Raw genomic sequence first — 15,066 nt, 5'->3', positions numbered from 1 at the left:
CCGTCGCTTTGTCGCCGTTATCAGCTTTGCCGCTATGCTCGCTCGGTTTTCCGCTTATGCGAGGGATGCGGTTGGTCTGAAAAGATACAACTAAGTTCGAGGGTCCTGCAAAACTCAGGCATTCGCCCTAGTCCGTGCCGCCCATGCTGACCGGACAGCGCTTCTTACCACAAGTTCCGAAGATTTCACATGGCCTAAGGTCCTTATCACCAACCCACTCCAGCATGGAACCATCCCTCAGCCTCGCCCGTTGGTCTTGGCACAAGGAGAAAACACTATGTCGATCAAGGAAATGATCCGGGAGCACCCGCAGGTCGGGGACGACTACAACGATGCGCTGGGTAATGCGATAAAGCATGCCATGTACGGCGCGGCGATCATGAATTCATGCGCGGATGCGTGTCTTGCAGAAGCCAATGTGGCCGAGCGGCTCGAATGTATCCGCCGCTGCATGGACGCCTCGGACGCTTGCACCGCGTTCTATCGCATCGGCTCACGCCGCACCGGCGGCAACGTGACGACGATCAAGGCGATGGCCATGGCGACAATCGTCGCTTGCGAGCAGTGCCTCCAACACTGCTCGATGCATGATGATGCGCACTGCAAACGCTGCGCCCGGATGTGCAATGAAGTCATCCGCGACGTCAAAGCGGCGCTGGAAGAAATGAAGGATCACGACTGAGGCGACCGGTTCGGCCAAACCGGACCGCGAGGGGCGCGCCCGCCCTTGCGGGCGCGCAACCCGATTACGCCGCCTGACGCAGCTTCTTCAGCTTTTTGAGCGCCATGTTGCGCTTCAGGCGTGAGAGATGGTCGATGAACAGGATGCCTTCGAGGTGATCCATCTCGTGCTGCAGGCAGGTCGCAAGCAGACCTTCGAGCTGTTCTTCGTGATGATTGCCGTCGAGGTCCTGATATTGGACGGTGCAGGTCGCGGGGCGATCTACGTCGGCGTAAATCTCGGGCACCGAAAGGCAACCTTCGTTATAGGTCGACACCTCGTCTGCCGGATCGAGGATGACGGGGTTCACGAAAACGCGCGGCTCTTTCTTGGTCGCCGGGTGCGTGTGCTTGTGACCATCATGCTCGCACTCGACGGGCTCCGCATCGGGATCTTCGGGCTGGAGGTCGATAACAAGCAAACGCTTTGGCACGCCGACCTGGATCGCCGCGAGACCGATACCCGGTGCGTCATACATCGTTTCGAACATGTCCTCGGCAAGCTGCTTCAGCTCATCATTGAACTCGTCCTCGCGAACAGGTTCGGACACGACTTTGAGCCGGGGATCCGGCACTTCCAAGATTTCACGAATAGCCATGCGGGTAAAATAGGCTCGCGGCGGCGATGCTGCAAGCGCTTCGCTTCGATCAGCGTGATCGACTGACCGTTAACATCGTGCGTTTACCACAGGAGCCGCAACTTCGCAGGATACGCTTGCGACCACGCGACGCGTAGCGAATGCCGCCCCGGTCTTCGAGATCCTGAGCGTGCCCGCACTTGGGACATTTCGCAGTCCATCGTGCAGACTCAGTATCGGCGTCATCGCCGAGCAATTTTGATAGAATTCGCCGCACCATTACTACCCCACCGGCCGTCTTGCTCTCAATGCTTGAGCAAGCGTCCCTTCATCGAGATAGTCGAGTTCTCCCCCGACTGGCAACCCGTGGGCGAGCTGGGTAATACGTAGTTGATATTCTTCAAGTCGCTCTGCGAGGTAATGTGCAGTTGTCTGTCCCTCGAGCGTTGCGTTCATCGCGAGCACGACTTCTTCGACCTCACCAGACGAAACGCGCTCCATCAGGCTCGCAATATTGAGATCTTCGGGCCCAATTCCGTCGAGCGCCGACAATTTGCCGCCCAATACATGATAGCGCCCTTGGAACAGCCGAGCGCGATCAAGTGCCCATACATCGGCAACGTCCTCGACTACGCACAGGCTCTTGGGATCGCGGCGTGTATCGGCGCATATCCCGCAAGGTTTGTGCGTGTCGACATTCCCGCAAATATCGCATTCGACCAGAGTCTCGGAAACCGCATCGAGCGCTTCAAGCAAAGCGGGCAAGGCCTGCTCGCGGTTCTTCACCAGCCACAATACCGCACGCCTCGCCGAGCGAGGGCCAAGACCCGGCAACCGGGCGAGCGCAGAGGAAAGCGCCTCGATCTCTTGCGATGCCATGGGGGGAGAGATAGGGGCTGGCGCGTTAATCACAAAGCGTGAGAGCGAGGCTTATGCGCATTATCTTTATGGGAACGCCTGACTTTGCCGTCCCGGCGCTCACCGCGCTGCATGCAGCGGGACACGAGATCGTGTGCGTGTATTCTCAGCCGCCGAGCCGTTCGGGCCGCGGGAAAAAGCTGCGTCTCTCGCCTGTCCAGGCAAAGGCGGAGGAGCTGGGCATCGAAGTGCGCACGCCCAAATCGCTCAAGGGCGAGGAAGAAAGGCAGGCGTTCGCCGCGCTTGATGCCGATGTCGCGGTGGTGGCGGCATACGGCCTGATCCTTCCGCAGGCGATCCTCGATGCACCGATGCATGGCTGCCTCAACATCCATGCCTCGATCCTGCCGCGCTGGCGCGGCGCTGCGCCGATACACCGGGCGGTCATGGCAGGCGATGAAGAAACCGGCGTTACGATAATGCAGATGGAGGCGGGGCTGGACACCGGCCCGATGCTCCACATCGTTCGCACTCCGATCGGCGCCAAGACTACGGGCCATCTCACCGCTGAACTCGCTGAACTGGGTGCTGGCGCGATGGTCGAGGTGCTGGCGAATTTCGCGCAGTATGAGGCCCAGCCGCAGGACGACAGCCTCGCCACTTACGCTCCCAAAATCGACAAGGCCGAAGCGCGCATCGACTGGTCGCGCGGCGCAAGCGAGATCGTTCGCCATATTCACGGCCTTGCCCCCTTCCCCGGGGCCTGGTTCGAACTTGAGGGCGAACGGGTCAAAGTGCTTCAGGCCATCATGGTCAGCGCTGAAGGCTCACCCGGAACCGTGATCGACGCATCATTGGGCATTGCCTGCGGTTCCGACGCCATCCGACCCGAACGGCTTCAGCGAGCGGGCAAACCGGCAATGGATCTGGACGATTTCCTGCGCGGGCGACCGGTCGAGCCAGGCACGGTGCTTCCTTGACCCGCTTTGCGCTCACCATCGAATTTGACGGGACGCCGTTTCAGGGGCTCCAGCGGCAAAAACACGGGCCGAGCGTGCAGCAGTCTATCGAAGAGGCGTTGCACCGGATCACCGGAGAAAACGCGACCCTGCACAGCGCGGGCCGCACCGACGCCGGGGTCCACGCTCTTGGTATGCGCAGCCACGTCGATCTGGAAAAGGATATTGACCCTTTCCGCCTTTCCGAAGCGCTCAATGCACATTTGCGGCCTGACCCTATCGCGATCCTCGCATGCGAGGTGGTGCCGGAGGATTGGCATGCGCGCTTTTCATGCGTGGGGCGGCGTTATGTCTACACAATCGCAAACCGCCGCGCCCCGCTGACGCTTACCAGAAACCGCGCATGGCAGGTCGCGCATGAGCTTGACCACGAAGCCATGCACCGCGCTGCACAGGCGCTGGTGGGACGTCATGACTTCACCACCTTCCGCTCGGCCCATTGTCAGGCGAAAGATCCTGTCAAGACGCTGGACCGGCTCGATGTCGAGCGGATCGGCGATGCAATCCACATTCACGCTGCCGCACGCAGTTTCCTTCACCATCAGGTGCGCTCGATGGTCGGGTGCCTCAAGCTGGTTGGCGCAGGCTCATGGCGCGAAGAACAGGTGGCAGAAGCGCTCGCCGCAAAAGACCGTAGCAAATTAGGACTTAACGCGCCGCCGCAAGGTCTATACTTCGTCGAGGCAACTTATCCAGATTGAGAGAGGAACTCCTGCATGACCACCACCGGAAAACAGCTTTTCACGACCCTGAGCGCCGACGGCAAGCTGACGCTCGAAGTAAGCGAAGAAAGCTTTCCCGAACCGACAGGCAATCAGGTGCTGGTCAAGATGGAAGCTGCCCCGATCAACCCTTCGGACCTTGCGATCCTGACGAGTGCGGCTGATTTCGAGAACGCGGAATATTCGGAGGGCAAGGTCGTTGCCGATATGCCCGAGCCCTTCCTGTCGGGTCAGCGCGGTCGTCACGGGCAGCGTCTTCCCGCCGGTAACGAAGGCGCGGGAACAGTCGTGGCAACAGGCGACAGCGACATGGCAAAGGCTCTCATGGGCCAGCGCGTCGCCTGCGTTCCGGGCAATGCCTTCAGCCAGTACGCCATCGCCGATGCGATGATGTGCCTGCCGCTGGGCAAGCATTCGTCGGAAGTCGGCGCATCGAGCTTCGTCAACCCGATGACCGCACTCGGCTTTGTTGAAACTGCAAGAATGGAAGGGCACGACGCGATCATCCACCTCGCCGCGGCGTCTAACCTTGGCCAGATGCTCAACAAGATTTGCCAGGAAGACGGCATGAAGCTCGTCAACATCGTGCGCCGTCAGGAGCATGTCGACCTGCTGAAATCGCAGGGCGCGGAATATGTCGTGAACTCGTCGGACGACGATTACATGAAGCAGCTGCGCGAGGCGATCAAAGCGACCGGCGCGTTCCTTGGCTTCGACCCGATTGGCGGCGGCCAGAACACCGATCACGTGCTCAAAGCCATGGAGCAGGTCGCGGTCAGCCAAATGGACGAATATTCGCGCTACGGTTCGAACCAGGACAAAAAGATGTACATGTACGGGCGTCTGGACCTCCAGAACCCGACCATCCTCACGCCGTCCTACGGTTTGCAATGGACCGTTTCGGGCTGGCTGCTGACGCCGTTCCTTGCCAGGGCTGGCATGGAAACCGTGGTCAAAATGCGCACCCGCGTGCAGCAAAACCTCACCACCACCTTCGCCTCCAGCTACAAGGCCAAGGTCAATCTGGAAGGGATGCTGACCAAGGATGCGATCCTCGATTATCGCCAGATGAAGACCGGCGAGAAGTATCTCGTCACGCCTTGGGGATAGTGTCTTTGCTGCAAGGTCAGGTCTTGGGGCCTGACCTTGCCCAATCTTCGAACATCAAGGCCGGTCGAACACCGCCTGAAAGTCCGCAGGGTCGCTCACCCCGTTTGCCAGCATCACCATCGCCAATATCCGCGACTTTTGCGGGTTGAGAGCACGCGAGGCGACGAAGCGGTTTTCATCGTCTTCAGGTTCGCGGTCGACTAACCCTTCATCCACCCGGCTCGCGCGGACCACAAGCAGCCCCTTTGATGCGCGGTCGGCCAGCACAGCGCGCACGGCATCGGGCATGTTGCCTTCGCCCACCCCGGCGACCACGACCCCTTTCGCATCCACAAGCAGACGTTCCGCCGTCGCAGGGCTGATTCCTCCCGCCGCATAGAGGATCGGGACTTCGGGAAACTCATCCGGAAATGCAAAACGCGGGCGCGCATCGTCCCGCCATGGCTTGCCAAACCAATCAAGGGCGCTTGGCGTCACGATCGCGACAGAGCCGCGCGGGAAACCGCGAAATGCATCGTCGGTGCCGCGGGTCCTCACCTTGCGTGCATCCCGTGCGGCCAGAACGCGGTCGCCCATAACGAGCAGCACGCCGCGTCCCTTCGCGCTCTCAGCAGCCGCGACGCGCACCGCATTCACGAAATTGCGCATCCCGTCACTGCCCACCGCATCGGCAGGCCGCATCGCGCCGACAAGCACCACCGGCTTGTTCAAAGGCAAAGTCAGGTCGAGCAGAAAAGCGGTCTCCTCGGCGGTGTCCGTGCCATGCGTGACGATCACGCCGTCAATGCTGTCATCCTCCATTGCCTCGGCAATCGCGCGGTGGAGCTTCCCCCATATGACCGGCCCCATATCCTCTGACCCGACATTGGCGACCTGTTGTCCGACAAACTCCACATCAAGCGCATAGCGGCCCGCATCCTCAAGCCACTGGTCGATCCCGATCTGGCCGGGCAGATAGTCGTGTCGCATCGCATCGCCCGCGATGCCCGCGATGGTTCCGCCAGTTCCGAGTACAAGGATTCGTGGGTTCGTCATGGGCACGTGCCCTACTCCCCAATGCGCCGCCGGGACAAGCACAGGCTGTCCACGGCCCGCTGCAGAACTCTGGCTGGAAGCGTGTAAATTGGAACCGAACTGTCTCCCGGCGCTTGGATGTACAGGACGGCATTGATTTGAAGGAAAAATATCATGCTTGGTTGGGCTATCACATTCCTCATTATCGCGCTCGTCGCGGCCATTCTCGGCTTTGGCGGACTGGCCGGAGCAGCGACCAATATCGCTTACGTTCTTTTTGTCGTATTCCTGATCCTTGCCGTGATCGCCTTCGTTCGCCGAAAGACCTGAGCGGCCCCAGCGTGCGCGCGAATGCCATCGCGCGCACTAATGGACGCGTGTCGCTTGCCTTTCGCAAAAGTGCATTAGATATCCCCTGCCACAGTCAGGGGATTCGTCCATGCCATTTGCCCATTCGAACCGGCGCCAGTTTCTCGGTGCCACCTCAGCTGCTTTCGCCGCCCTCATGGCGAGCGGGTGCTACACGCGAGGGGCATCGCTGGCGTCGGGCAGCTCGGCATTTTCAGGATATGGGCCCCTGCGGCCCGATCCCGCTGGGATGCTCGATCTTCCGCAAGGCTTTTCCTATCGCCTGCTATCGAGCCTGGGCGATGCGATGAGCGATGGCGGCACCGTGCCCGACAAGGCCGACGGCATGGGCTGTCTCGACCTTGGCGATGGAGAAATCGTCCTCGTCCGCAATCACGAACTTGTGCCCATGGACGATGCTGGCGGCCCGATCGCGAAGGGCTTCGGCACCCGCAATGGCGAAATCGTTCCCGGCGGCACGACCAACATCGTGCTCGATGCGAACACCCTGGAGGTGAAACGCCAATTCCGCACCCTTGGCGGCACGATCCGCAATTGTTCGGGCGGAGTGACGCCGTGGGGAAGCTGGCTCACCTGTGAGGAAGCGCCAACCGGTCCGGGCCAGCGCTATGGCGATGGGCTTGCGGTCAATCACGGCTGGGTATTCGAAGTGCCCGGCAATGCAACCGGACTGGTGGACCCTGTCCCCCTTCGCGCCATGGGCCGCTTCAACCACGAAGCCGCCTGCGTCGACCCCGCAACAGGCTACGTTTACCAGACCGAAGATCGCGACGAAGGCGTGCTCTATCGCTTCATCCCGAACACGCCCGGCACACTCATCGAAGGCGGCAAGCTTCAGGCAATGGTGATCGAAGGCCCACCAGACACGCGCAACTGGGACGGGGCAACGATGCCCTTGCGCCGTGCGTTCAATGTCAACTGGGTCGACCTCGACGATGTCGAAGCTCCTGAAGATGACCTGCGCACCCGTGCCGCTGCAAAAGGCGCCGCTCTTATCGCGCGCGGTGAAGGCATCCACATGGGGATGGACGATCTCTACATCTGCTCGACCAGCGGAGGTGCGAAGAAACTCGGTCAGATCTTCCGGCTCGTACCCGGTCGCGGTGCTGGCCCCGACCGGTTCGAGCTGTTCTTCGAAAGCGAGAGCGAGGACCAATTCAATTATGGTGACAACCTGACTGTCGGTCCCAACGGCCACCTGCTGGTGTGCGAGGACCAGTATACGCAGGTGGTGGACAACCACATTCGGGGCATCACCCCCGATGGTCGCCCGTACGACTTTGCAAAGCTCAACATGCAGACTGAACTCGCTGGCGGGTGTTTCTCACCCGATGGCAAGTGGTTCTTTGTCAATGCCTATGGCCCGACCCGCACGCTCGCGATCACCGGACCATGGGCTGCATGATTTTGCGCAAAGCGTGACTTGACCGCGCAAAGCTTCGAGCCTATTTGCGCGCTTCCCAAGTCTCTGGGGCGATTAGCTCAGTTGGTAGAGCATCTCGTTTACACCGAGAGGGTCGGCAGTTCGAGCCTGTCATCGCCCACCAGATTTGACTGGATGAAAACGTCGGACCGGCGCTTCAAATCCAATTCTCCCCAGCACAGATAAACGGTTCAGGACGCCCCTTCAGCGTCGGCCAGCGCCTCGCTGACCCGTGCGATCGCTTCCTCGCTGTCCCATTCATAACCGCCCGCCACGCGCAGGATTTCGCGACCTTGCGCGTCGAACAGGATCGTCACTGGCAGCAGCCCGCCATCGCTGAATGCGAGCGCCAGCTCGTTTTCGGGGTCGAGCCATTGTTCCAGGTATTGGAAATCGCGCGCTGCAAAGAATGGTTGCACGACCTCTGCCCCGCGCACGTCCTGGCTGATGGTGAGGACCTTGAGATCGCCTTCGAACTCCGCGGCCAGATTATCGAGCGCGGGCATCTCGATTACGCAAGGGGCGCACCACGTCGCCCACAGGTTCACCAGAACCGGCTGATCGAGCGCGCCCAGGTCCAGCGTGTTGCCTTCAGGGTCGTTGAAAGTCAGCGGCGGAAGCTGCGTCCCTGCGAACGCCCTTACCACCTGACCTGGCAGCTGCGGCGGAGGAGGAGGAGCCTCGCTTGCCCCGCCATTAGCAGCGCTTTCTTGCGCAGGCCCCCCTGCCCCACTATCGCAGGCCGCCAGAGCCAGAACGACTGGCAGCACCAATGCAATCGAACGGATCATGAGCGACACTCCTACACAGCAAGACAAAGCCACCAACACGATGTGGGGCGGCCGGTTCGCTGAAGGGCCTAGCGCGATCATGCGCGAAATCAATGCCTCGATCCCTTTCGACAAGGCACTCTGGCGCGAGGACATCCGCGCATCGAAAGCGCATGTCGCAATGCTGGGCGCGCAAGGCATTGTCACTGCCAAGGATGCCGAAACCATAGCGAGCGGCCTCGACCAGATCGCGGCGGAGTACGAGCGCGATGGCGTTCCCGAAAACTGGGACCTTGAAGACATTCACATGACGGTGGAGGCGCGCCTGACCGAACTGATCGGTCCGGTCGCTGGTCGCCTGCACACTGCGCGCAGCCGCAACGATCAGGTCGCGACCGACTTCAAGCTGTGGGTGCGCGCTGCGAACGCCCGCGCGCTTGCGGCGCTTGGGGCGTTGCGCTCGGCATTGGTCGATCGCGCAGGCGAACATGCCGAGACGATCATGCCCGGCTTCACCCACCTTCAGACTGCACAACCGGTGACGCTGGGCCATCACCTGATGGCGTATTATGAGATGCTGACCCGTGACACTGCGCGCTTCGCAGCAGCGCAAGAACGGCTCAACGAATGCCCGCTGGGTTCGGCTGCGCTTGCGGGAACGGGCTTTCCGATCGATCGTGAGGCGACCGCTGCGGCGTTGGGCTTTGACGCGCCTACGCGCAATTCGCTCGACGCAGTTTCCGACCGTGATTTCGCGCTCGACTATCTGATGGCGGCGAGCCAGTGCTCGATCCACCTGTCCCGCCTTGCAGAAGAGTTGATCTTGTGGGCGAGCCAGCCCTTCGGCTTCGCATCGCTGCCCGACCAACTTTCGACCGGCTCCTCGATCATGCCGCAAAAGCGCAACCCGGACGCGGCCGAACTGGTGCGCGGGCATAGCGGGCGGATCGTAGGCGCCTCTACGTCGCTGATGATCACGATGAAGGGCCTGCCGCTCGCCTATTCGAAGGACATGCAGGACGACAAGCCGCCGGTCTTCGAGGCCGCCGGCCTGTTCGACCTGAGCTTGGCCGCGATGACCGGCATGATCGCCGAAACCACTTTCAAGCCCGACCGCATGCGCGCAGCTGCACAGGCCGGACACGCAACCGCGACAGACCTTGCCGACTGGCTGGTGCGCGAAGCTGACATTCCGTTCCGCGAAGCGCATCACATTACCGGCGAGGCAGTGAAGCTGGCGGACAGCAAGGCTTGCAGCCTCGAAGACTTGTCGCTGGACGACCTCAAATCCATCGACGCGCGCATTGACGAGAGGGTGTTCAAGGCCCTCTCAATCGACGCATCGGTTGCATCGCGCGCATCCTATGGCGGGACTGCGCCCGATCAGGTAAAGCAGCGCGTTGACGAGGCGCGAGTAAGCCTTGCGTCCGAGAATTCACCGGAGGATTGATGCGCGCCGCCCTGATCACCCTTGCCGCCTTGTCTCTCGCCGCATGCGGTTCGCGTGCGCCGCTTGCGCCGCTCGAAGGGACAAGCCTGCCTCCTGCGCCGCACGGGGCGAATGATCGGCCAGAGCCCGAAGAGTTGCTCGAACTCGAAGCGCTCGCCGCCCCTGAACGCAGCGTTGAATTGCGCCGTCGTTCCGAAGAGCGCGAAGACGATCCGTTTGACCTTCCCCCAAACTGACTTCCCGGAACCATGGACCATTTCACTTACCGCGACGGCGTGATGCACGCCGAAAACGTGCCCTTGCCGCGTATAGCCGAGGATGTCGGCACCCCTGTTTACGTCTATTCAAGAGCCACTCTTGAGCGGCATGCGCGCGTTTTCCGCGAAGCGCTGGATGGCGTCCCTGACAAGCTGATCGCTTTTGCGGTGAAGGCCAATCCGAACCTCTCCGTTCTCAAGGTTTTGAGCCGCGAAGGGTACGGCGCGGACGTGGTGTCGGTCGGAGAGATGCGGCGTGCTCTTGCGGCGGGAATGCCACCTGAGAAGATCGTGTTCTCCGGTGTTGGCAAGACCCGGGCCGAGCTTCTGGCTGCGCTCGAGGCGAACATTGGCCAGTTCAATATCGAGAGCGAGGAAGAAGGCCTGGAGCTTGCCGAACTCGCCGCAAATCTGGGCCGCGAGGCGCAATGCGCGCTTCGGATCAACCCCGATGTCGATGCCGGCACCCACGACAAGATTTCAACCGGGAAGGCGGACAACAAGTTCGGCGTTCCGATCAGCCAGGCGGGCCAGATTTTCGGAAAGCTGGCAGTGCAGGAGGGCGTGCGCCTGCGCGGCGTTGCGGTCCACATCGGCAGCCAGCTGGGCGAACTCGACCCGCTGGAGCGCGCATTCACCAAGCTGGGTGAACTCGTCACCTCGCTGCGCGGTGCGGGTCACACGATCACGCATGTCGACCTCGGCGGTGGGCTTGGCGTTCCGTATCGGGCCGATGACGAACTTCCCTCACCTGCGGAATACGGGACGATGGTGGCCCGAGTGACGAGGGATTGGGGGGTCCGCCTGATATTCGAACCGGGACGTGTCATCGCTGGTAATGCCGGAGTGCTTCTGACGCGCGTGGTTCGCGTAAAGCGCGGTATCAAGGATCCGTTCGTAATCGTCGATGCAGCGATGAACGACCTGGCGCGCCCTGCCCTTTACGGTGCCTATCACGATTTTGTCGCGGTCCAGCCCAAGGGCAGCGACATGACCGCGAATATCGTTGGACCCATTTGCGAGACTGGCGACACGTTTGCCATGGGCCGTCTGACCGACAAGCTGGAATCGGGCGATCTCGCGGTGTTCCGCACGGCGGGCGCTTATGGCGCGACGATGGCCTCGTCCTACAATTCGCGCGGCTTCGTCGCCGAGGTTCTCGTCGATGGCGACAAGTTCGCCGTGGTCGCCGACCGCATTGATGCAGGCGCCATCATGGACGCCGAGCGCGTGCCGGAATGGCTGGAATAGCGTCAGCTTGAGCGAGCTTGCCAGCCTTCCGCTGTTCCATCGCATCGCCGGGCAGAGCGTTCTGGTGCTTGGCGAGGGCGAAGCGGCAGAACCGAAGCGGCGACTGGTCGAGCGTGCAGGCGGAGTGGTGGTTGATGACCAACAGCGCGCGATTGACGAGGGCGTGCGACTGGCGTTCATCGCCTATGAGGACCGAAGGGCTTGCGAGGCAGCGGCAATCAACCTTCGCTGTGCCGGTGTGCTGGTGAATGTCGTCGATCGCCCGGACCTTTGCGATTTCACCACGCCGAGCATTCTCGACCGCAATCCCGTTCTGATAGCGGTTGGGACGGGAGGTGCCTCTGCCGGGCTCGCCAAGCATGTGCGGCTTCGGCTTGAACGGATACTTCCCCAATCGCTTGGTCGGTTGGCCGAAGCGCTCTTTGCGGCACGTCCGCGATTGCGCGCGCTTTTCCCGAACGGCGCGGATCGTCGCCGTGCGTTGGATGCGGCTCTGCGCGAAGGGGGCGCGCTGGATGCGCTCAATGGAGATTCGGCAAAGCGTGTGGACCTGTGGCTTGAGCAACCGGGCAAGCTTGCGGAGGCCCGCACGCTGGAGCTTTGGCTCGCGAGCGCCGATCCAGAAGACCTCACCCTTAAGCAAGCGCGCCTCCTGGGCGAGGCTGACACCGTATGTGCCGACGAGAAGGTCCCATCGGACGTTCTAGCCAAGGCGCGCGCCGATGCGGTGCGCTTTACATGCGAAAATGCGCAGTGTCGGGGCAGCTCTGAATGTGCCAAGGCCCGCGCCTCTGGTCAGAATGAGGGGCTCACCGTCGTCCTGCGTTTGCCCGACGTCTCCTAAGCTGCCTGCTGGAGCAGCGGCATCTCTACTTCCGCAAAGTAACGCGCCATTGCGTCTGAAGACTGTTCGCTAAGCGCAATGAAGGCACGCCGCCGGTCCGACGGGTCCGCAACGCGCAGGAAGACACCCGTATCGACCAGCTGCTTGATCCAGCGCAGCGCAGTGGTGGCAGGCACCTCTGCCGCGATGCACAGCGAAGTGACGGAGACTTGCTGTCTCTCGGCCTTGGCAGCGGTGAGGTCGAGCAGCATGTCCCACGCCGGGTCCGCGAAGAGCTCTGCCTCGAAGAACTTCGAGCGTGCCTGACGTGCGGCAATCATACCGCGCACCAGCCGTGGGTCGGGCATGGCAGCGCGCGGCGAATTGGACAGAGATGGCGTTTGCGAAGGAGCAACAGCGCCGGCGGTGCTCTGACCCTTTTCGGCATGCGCACGCAGAGCCGATTGCGGCGAAGCGGCGCCGCCTGATGAACCGGTCAGTCCTTCGAGCTTTGATGCAATGGCTTCGACCTGCCGCGAAAGGTGCAGCAGGCTCAACCGGTCTTCTTCGGTCATCTCCCGAACGCGGGAGTTACCGATATCGGCAAGCACCCGGCCTACGGCGACGATACGTTCGCCGCGAGTGGGCTGTACAAGGATCTGCGGGTCAGACTGGTCTAGCGATCCAAACACCGCATCGAGCGCGTCAATCGCGGTGATCACGATCAGTTTCGCCCCGGCGCGTGCAACCCGCATGTCCAGCCGCGCAAGAGCGGCCAGCGCGCCTGCATCGACCAGCGGACAATCGACCATCACGACATCGCCCATCAGGGTGATCGGGCCATCGAGCAAATTGGAGATCGCGCCGCCATCGACAGTGCGAAACCCTGCGCCGCTCAGATCTTCCTCAATCTGTGCGCGCGCGGGGCCGTTATCGGCAAAAATCGCGACCCGCGCCGGGAGCCCCGATGCATCCTCAACCGCGCCATAAGAGAAATCGTGCATTACGTGTTCCGGCTGCTTCATCGAATCACCCCCTGTTGAATGAGAACGAGAGTAGAACAAAACGTGTTCAAGTCAAGATTATCATAGGTTTGTCTGATTTCTTGCGCTGGCGGTTGAACTCTTTGCCCCGGTTGCGCGACTACCAGTGTGATGGCCCGCAAAGACTCTTCCGACCTGTTCGACCAGCTTTTGGTCATCGAGGTACAGCGAGGTGACAAGCGCGCGGCAGAGCGCCTTTATGCCCGCTGGAATCCGCGATTGCTGCGAGCGGCGCGGCGATATTGCGGCGACGGTTCCATGGTCGCCGATCTGGTTCAGGAATGCTGGCTGGCGATCTGGAAGGGGCTGCGCTCCCTTCGCGATCCAGGCCGGTTTCGCAGTTACGCGTTTGCCGTTCTGCATCGGCGAGGGTCCGATCAGCTTCGCAGGGTGGTCAGGGAGCGCGGAACGATGACGGACGCCCCTCCCTCCCCCGACATCGGGCATGAGCCGACGCAAGCGGACAGCGCGGCGCTCGCTCAGGCCTTTGCAACCCTGCCGCCTGACCAGCGGCTCGCGGCTCACCTGTATTTCGCCGAAGGGCTGACCTTGGCCGAGATTGCCGAGGTGCAGGCCATCCCCGAAGGAACGGCGAAGAGCCGCCTTTTCCATGCGCGTCGCAAGCTCAAAGCAGCGCTTACACCGATTGATGAAGGAGAACTCCTATGACCACTCAAGACGAACGGATCACAGCCGCGCTCGACCATGACGATCACGCTTTTCTGGCGACCCTCGATACGGATCGCGGCATGTTCAAGCAGATCGGCGACAGCTGGAAGGGGCCGCTGGGCGGATGGGCCAAGTTCAGTTTCGCGATTGCGATCGTGATCGGGCTTGGCCTTGCCTATTGCTTCTTTCGCGCCGTCACCGCCGACACCAGCGATGCCATGGTCGGTTGGGGGCTCGCCACCCTTGGCCTTCTGATCATGCAGGGCTTTCTGAAGGAATGGATGTTTGCCCGGATGAATATGCTGACCGTGCTGTCGGAGGTGAAGCGGTTGCAGGTGCAGGTCGCGATGCTGTCCGAGGAGCGCGGTTAAGGCCTGATCTCGATCGGAGTTCCGTCGGGCACGATCTGCCACAGCTCTTCGATCTCGGCGTTGGAAAGAGCGATGCAACCGTCGGTCCAGTCGCCGCGCATCCTGCCGGGGCGGCCCGTGGGTTGGCCGTGGATGAAGATGTCTCCTCCCGGAGAGCGACCATATTGCGAGGCGAAGGCGCGGTCCTGGCGGTTGGGATAGGAGATGCGCAGGGACAGGTGAAAGCGGCTCTGCGGGTTGCGCGTGTCGATTGTGTAGAGCCCTTCGGGTGTGCGCTCGTCACCCTGAAAGCGCTTGTGGCCCATGGGCGCATCGCCAAATTGCAGCCCGCGATAAGCCTTGATCGGGCGACCCTGTCTGTAAGCGATCAGCAACCGCTCGGACTTGTCGACCAACAGGTAATCGGCGACCAGCGGCCCGTTCGGGATCGACCTGCTGGCATAGCCGCGGTTTGTTGGGCCGCGATCCGTAGCGGGCCGGGTTTGAGTAGGAAAGTCGGAAGTCGCAGCCGCCTGCTGGCCCGTGCCGACGCCGCCCGAGCCCGCACAGGCGGTGAGCGAGAGGGCAGCCACGAAGACGGTCAGGCATCGCATAACGCAGCCATCCTAAGCGCCCTTAC

The 15,066-nt window shown here is 61.7% G+C and carries 18 protein-coding genes and 1 tRNA gene; 13 read left to right on the top strand and 6 right to left on the bottom strand.

Annotated features, from left to right (window positions below; all coding sequences use genetic code 11):
• Positions 1 to 277: 277 nt before the first annotated feature.
• Positions 278 to 682 (top strand): four-helix bundle copper-binding protein, encoded by a 405-nt coding sequence (locus CD351_RS06570; protein ID WP_111991857.1) that lies wholly within the window; start codon positions 278 to 280, stop codon positions 680 to 682.
• 64 nt (positions 683 to 746) lie between these two features.
• Here the strand turns inward: CD351_RS06570 and CD351_RS06565 are convergent, their stop codons facing one another.
• A complete protein-coding gene (locus tag CD351_RS06565) occupies positions 747 to 1,319 on the bottom strand; it encodes a peptide deformylase (protein ID WP_111991856.1) in 573 nt (190 codons plus the stop codon).
• Positions 1,320 to 1,580: 261 nt separating this feature from the next.
• Entirely contained in the window at positions 1,581 to 2,177 is a 597-nt protein-coding gene (recR, locus tag CD351_RS06560; RefSeq protein ID WP_111991855.1) for a recombination mediator RecR, read from the bottom strand.
• Positions 2,178 to 2,230: 53 nt separating this feature from the next.
• Between recR and fmt the strand changes: the two genes are divergently transcribed.
• Genes fmt through CD351_RS06545 form a run of 3 tightly spaced genes read left to right on the top strand, consistent with a single transcriptional unit; the run spans position 2,231 to position 5,007 of the window.
• Complete coding sequence (gene fmt, locus CD351_RS06555) at positions 2,231 to 3,136, top strand: methionyl-tRNA formyltransferase (RefSeq protein WP_111991854.1); 906 nt, start codon at positions 2,231 to 2,233, stop codon at positions 3,134 to 3,136.
• Entirely contained in the window at positions 3,133 to 3,876 is a 744-nt protein-coding gene (truA, locus tag CD351_RS06550) for a tRNA pseudouridine(38-40) synthase TruA (protein ID WP_111991853.1), read from the top strand. Before fmt ends, truA begins: the two co-directional genes overlap by 4 nt.
• A gap of 15 nt (positions 3,877 to 3,891) precedes the next feature.
• The gene (locus CD351_RS06545) at positions 3,892 to 5,007 is read left to right on the top strand and encodes a zinc-binding dehydrogenase (protein ID WP_111991852.1); all 1,116 of its coding nucleotides are present in this window, start codon (positions 3,892 to 3,894) and stop codon (positions 5,005 to 5,007) included.
• Between the two features lie 54 nt (positions 5,008 to 5,061).
• On the opposite strand, the gene CD351_RS06540 is transcribed toward CD351_RS06545, so the two are convergent.
• Positions 5,062 to 6,042: an asparaginase gene (locus CD351_RS06540; RefSeq protein WP_111991851.1), complete on the bottom strand. Its 981-nt coding sequence runs from the start codon at positions 6,040 to 6,042 to the stop codon at positions 5,062 to 5,064.
• A 153-nt stretch (positions 6,043 to 6,195) separates the two neighbouring features.
• Between CD351_RS06540 and CD351_RS06535 the strand changes: the two genes are divergently transcribed.
• The 3 genes from CD351_RS06535 (at position 6,196) to CD351_RS06525 (ending at position 7,937) form a co-directional block, all read left to right on the top strand.
• Entirely contained in the window at positions 6,196 to 6,351 is a 156-nt protein-coding gene (locus CD351_RS06535; protein WP_111991850.1) for a DUF1328 domain-containing protein, read from the top strand.
• Positions 6,352 to 6,460: 109 nt separating this feature from the next.
• Positions 6,461 to 7,795, top strand: coding sequence for an alkaline phosphatase PhoX (locus CD351_RS06530; protein ID WP_111991849.1), 1,335 nt, complete (start codon positions 6,461 to 6,463; stop codon positions 7,793 to 7,795).
• Between the two features lie 66 nt (positions 7,796 to 7,861).
• A tRNA-Val gene (locus CD351_RS06525) sits at positions 7,862 to 7,937 on the top strand.
• A 67-nt stretch (positions 7,938 to 8,004) separates the two neighbouring features.
• Here the strand turns inward: CD351_RS06525 and CD351_RS06520 are convergent.
• Positions 8,005 to 8,604: a TlpA disulfide reductase family protein gene (locus CD351_RS06520; protein ID WP_111991848.1), complete on the bottom strand. Its 600-nt coding sequence runs from the start codon at positions 8,602 to 8,604 to the stop codon at positions 8,005 to 8,007.
• A gap of 40 nt (positions 8,605 to 8,644) precedes the next feature.
• On the opposite strand from CD351_RS06520, the gene argH reads away from it, so the two are divergent.
• The 4 genes from argH to CD351_RS06500 are packed head-to-tail and all read left to right on the top strand — an operon-like array spanning position 8,645 to position 12,385.
• Entirely contained in the window at positions 8,645 to 10,033 is a 1,389-nt protein-coding gene (gene argH, locus CD351_RS06515) for an argininosuccinate lyase (RefSeq protein WP_111993631.1), read from the top strand.
• The gene (locus CD351_RS06510; protein WP_111991847.1) at positions 10,033 to 10,269 is read left to right on the top strand and encodes a hypothetical protein; all 237 of its coding nucleotides are present in this window, start codon (positions 10,033 to 10,035) and stop codon (positions 10,267 to 10,269) included. Before argH ends, CD351_RS06510 begins: the two co-directional genes overlap by 1 nt.
• A 12-nt stretch (positions 10,270 to 10,281) precedes the next feature.
• On the top strand, positions 10,282 to 11,541 hold the full coding sequence (gene lysA, locus CD351_RS06505; RefSeq protein ID WP_111991846.1) for a diaminopimelate decarboxylase: 1,260 nt from the start codon (positions 10,282 to 10,284) through the stop codon (positions 11,539 to 11,541).
• Positions 11,542 to 11,548: 7 nt separating this feature from the next.
• Positions 11,549 to 12,385 carry a bifunctional precorrin-2 dehydrogenase/sirohydrochlorin ferrochelatase gene (locus tag CD351_RS06500; RefSeq protein ID WP_234027263.1) on the top strand — a complete coding sequence of 279 codons (837 nt, stop codon included), beginning with the start codon at positions 11,549 to 11,551 and terminating at the stop codon, positions 12,383 to 12,385.
• Here the strand turns inward: CD351_RS06500 and CD351_RS06495 are convergent.
• Positions 12,382 to 13,389, bottom strand: coding sequence for a MarR family transcriptional regulator (locus CD351_RS06495; RefSeq protein ID WP_111991844.1), 1,008 nt, complete (start codon positions 13,387 to 13,389; stop codon positions 12,382 to 12,384). The two genes, CD351_RS06500 and CD351_RS06495, sit on opposite strands and share 4 nt — an antisense overlap.
• A 129-nt stretch (positions 13,390 to 13,518) precedes the next feature.
• Here CD351_RS06495 and CD351_RS06490 point away from each other — a divergent pair, with 129 nt between their 5' ends.
• Both CD351_RS06490 and CD351_RS06485 read left to right on the top strand, forming a co-directional pair.
• Positions 13,519 to 14,076 (top strand): RNA polymerase sigma factor, encoded by a 558-nt coding sequence (locus CD351_RS06490; RefSeq protein ID WP_111991843.1) that lies wholly within the window; start codon positions 13,519 to 13,521, stop codon positions 14,074 to 14,076.
• Positions 14,073 to 14,447, top strand: a complete 375-nt coding sequence (locus tag CD351_RS06485) for a DUF6768 family protein (protein WP_111991842.1) — start codon at positions 14,073 to 14,075, stop codon at positions 14,445 to 14,447. Before CD351_RS06490 ends, CD351_RS06485 begins: the two co-directional genes overlap by 4 nt.
• Here CD351_RS06485 and CD351_RS06480 read toward each other — a convergent pair.
• Positions 14,444 to 15,040, bottom strand: coding sequence for a murein L,D-transpeptidase family protein (locus tag CD351_RS06480; RefSeq protein ID WP_111991841.1), 597 nt, complete (start codon positions 15,038 to 15,040; stop codon positions 14,444 to 14,446). The genes CD351_RS06485 and CD351_RS06480 overlap by 4 nt on opposite strands.
• Positions 15,041 to 15,066 lie beyond the last annotated feature (26 nt).

This window comes from Erythrobacter sp. KY5, from assembly GCF_003264115.1.
Classification (GTDB): Bacteria; Pseudomonadota; Alphaproteobacteria; order Sphingomonadales; family Sphingomonadaceae; genus Erythrobacter.
The sequence above is the reverse complement of the archived record's forward strand: the minus strand, read 5'-3'. Positions and strand labels throughout refer to the sequence as shown.